The organism is Methanohalobium sp. (assembly GCF_046546175.1).
Taxonomy (GTDB): Archaea; Halobacteriota; Methanosarcinia; order Methanosarcinales; family Methanosarcinaceae; genus Methanohalobium.
The window spans coordinates 1-2,885 of the sequence record NZ_JBKGYF010000132.1 but is presented as its reverse complement, the minus strand read 5'-3'; the positions used below and the strand labels follow the sequence as shown (position 1 = coordinate 2,885).

The following is a 2,885-nucleotide window of genomic DNA, read 5'->3' as shown; positions in this document are numbered from 1 at the left end:
ATAAGTTTTATAATAGCAATGCTTAATTTATATATTAAATAACTTTGTTTTTAAATAATATACATTAGCATAAAAAACTTTAAATCATATTAAGTTTGTAGTTCTCCTGTTTCATTTACGGGATATTGTCCCGTTGGAATGTGACTCATAATATGAGTTGAACCATGAAACTAAAATGAAACCCAGGTGAGAAAATTGTCGAAGCCGTTTTATAATTATATAAGAGAAGCATGGAAAAGACCGGAAGAAACCTACGTTGATAATCTCAGATGGCAACGGTTACAGGAATGGAGAAGACAGGGTTCCCTGACAAAAATAAACCGACCCACACGTCTTGATCGTGCACGAACACTTGGATACAAGGCAAAACAGGGAATAATTGTTGTACGTGCAAAGATACGACGTGGAGGGATGAGAAAATCCAGGTATAATGCTGGCAGACGTACCAAAAGAATGGGTAGAAATAAGATTACTGCAGGCAAAAGTATCCAGAGGATAGCAGAAGAACGGGCATCCCGCAAATATCCCAACATGGAAGTTTTGAATTCCTACTGGGTGGGAGAAGATGGTAAATCCAAATGGTATGAAGTAATACTTGTGGACCCAATACATCCGGTAATACAAAGTGACAAAGACCTAAACTGGATATGTTCCAATAAACAAAAAGGACGATCCCACCGTGGAAAGACCAGTGTTTCAAGAAAAGGAAGAGGTTTAAGAAAACGCGGTAAAGGTACAGAAAAAACCAGATAAATAATATCAGGTAGACTCAGTTGATTAATTATATAACATTGCGTGCAACTGCACACGCAACAGAAGAAAAATCCAGAGTAAAAAAATCTCTGGATTTATTTTTGTTAAACTCATTAGGTAATAATACCGATACATACCAGTTTGTCGAATCATTGGATGTAGAGGGTCATTACGGGAACCCTATAACTCTTTACAATTCAAAACTGTCCCGCAAATATGAATGTAACAAATTGGTTATGTTTATAAAGGAGAATTTATCCTCATCTGAACTTGCAACACTTTGCAAAGAAATACCTGAGCGATTGGATGAGGAACAGATGTTCCATCTCAGATTTAATAAACAGGAAGCATACCTTGGTAGGGTTGTATTGTCTTCATCTTCTGATGCGATTATAGTAAAAATGAAAGTTGCGACCTATCCGAAAAATTGGGGACAGGCCAGGAAAAACGTGGAGGATTTGTTTGGGTAAACCCAGATTTTATGATTTCAATGTCCATACTGTCCCAGATGGCAAGAATACAGTAAATGAAGTAATGGCTATTGCAAAACACTTTGGTTTCAGTGGAATTGTAATTACCAATCACAGCAATGTAGAAAAAACCCATATTGAACAAGATATGCACAGTGGGGTTGAAGCTGTTAAAGGTGTAGAAATAGTTGCATCAAATCCGTCAAAACTTCACGGCCTTGTGGGAAAGTACCGAAAGGATGTAGATGTACTGGCTGTACATGGTGGAAATGAAGAAATTAACCGTGCAGCAGTAGAAAATCCTAATGTAGATATATTAACTCATCCTCAGACAACAAAAAATGGCGGTATAAACCACGTTCTTGCAAAATCAGCAAGTTACAATAATGTGTCTATTGAATTCAATCTTAATTCTCTCATAAAAGGTCGTGGAGGAAAAAGGGTACATACACTTTCCTTTTTCAGTAAAAACCTCGAACTTGCAAGAAAATACAATGTACCTACCATAATAACAAGCAATGCACATACCTGTTATGAACTGCGGGCACCGAGAGAAATGGTGGCACTTGCAGAGCTTTTTGGGATGGGTAAGGATGAAGCTATTAAATCACTCAGTAAAGTACCTGAAAATATAATCTTAAAAAACAGAGAAAACAGCGGTACTGTAAGAAATGGTGTAGAAATCATAAAAGAAGAGATAATAAGCAGTGAAGGGGAATAACAGTGAAAAATCTCCCGCCTACCATGCGAAACCGCAAAAGATATCTTGCATTTGAATTAATATCTGAGGAATCAGTAACCAGAGAAGAACTGATAAAAGAGATATTTTCATGTGCCGGTTCTCTGATAGGGGACTTAGGCTCAAGTGAGTGCAATATCAGACTTCTAAGCTTTGAAAATTCAAAAGGTATAATACGGTGCAATCACAATACTACTGAAAAAACACGTGCATCGCTTGCAACAGTTACAAATATAGGTGGAAAACAAGCTGTTATACACATACTTGGCATATCAGGCACTGTAAAAGGAGCAACAACAAAATATTTGAAAGGATTTGAAGTATTCAATCCAAAAGGACAGTCATATATAAAAGAGTAGAAATCATATAATATATACGAATTTTATGCGAGATGGAGTTGATTAATACATGCAAATGGCACCGCAAATGGGTTATGATAGAGCAATTACAGTTTTCAGTCCAGATGGACGACTTTTTCAGGTAGAATACGCGAGGGAAGCAGTTAAAAGAGGTACCACTGCTGCAGGTATAAAGGCAAAAGATGGTGTTGTATTACTGGTAGACAAACGGATTACCAGTAGATTAATAGAAGCAGAATCAATCGAAAAGATATTCCAGATCGATTCTCATATAGGTGTTGCTACATCTGGACTTGTGGCGGATGCACGTACACTTGTAGACAGGGCAAGGGTTGAAGCCCAGGTTAACAGAGTATCATTTGATGAACCAATAGGTGTTGAAGTTATAGCCAAAAAGATATGTGACCACAAACAGACCTACACCCAGTTTGGAGGGGTTCGCCCCTATGGTACTGCCGTATTGATAGCAGGTATCGATGACGATAATCCTAGGTTGTTTGAGACAGACCCTAGCGGAGCACTACTTGAATATAAAGCAACAGCAATCGGTGCAGGCAGAAATTC

Annotated in this window: 5 protein-coding genes; all 5 read left to right on the top strand. The window is 37.8% G+C overall.

Annotated features, from left to right (window positions below):
- Window positions 1–195: 195 nt before the first annotated feature.
- The gene (locus ACLFMM_RS09685) at window positions 196–753 is read left to right on the top strand and encodes a 50S ribosomal protein L15e (RefSeq protein WP_410808527.1); all 558 of its coding nucleotides are present in this window, start codon (window positions 196–198) and stop codon (window positions 751–753) included.
- A 20-nt stretch (window positions 754–773) separates the two neighbouring features.
- Window positions 774–1,223: an RNA-binding protein gene (locus ACLFMM_RS09680; protein WP_410808526.1), complete on the top strand. Its 450-nt coding sequence runs from the start codon at window positions 774–776 to the stop codon at window positions 1,221–1,223.
- On the top strand, window positions 1,216–1,944 hold the full coding sequence (gene rnp3 / locus ACLFMM_RS09675) for a ribonuclease P protein component 3 (RefSeq protein ID WP_410808525.1): 729 nt from the start codon (window positions 1,216–1,218) through the stop codon (window positions 1,942–1,944). The genes ACLFMM_RS09680 and rnp3 overlap by 8 nt, the downstream gene beginning before the upstream one ends.
- Before the next feature lie 2 nt (window positions 1,945–1,946).
- A complete protein-coding gene (locus ACLFMM_RS09670) occupies window positions 1,947–2,321 on the top strand; it encodes an Rpp14/Pop5 family protein (RefSeq protein ID WP_410808524.1) in 375 nt (124 codons plus the stop codon).
- A gap of 49 nt (window positions 2,322–2,370) precedes the next feature.
- The coding region (gene psmA / locus ACLFMM_RS09665; RefSeq protein WP_410808523.1) for an archaeal proteasome endopeptidase complex subunit alpha at window positions 2,371–2,885 on the top strand (515 nt) is incomplete at its 3' end.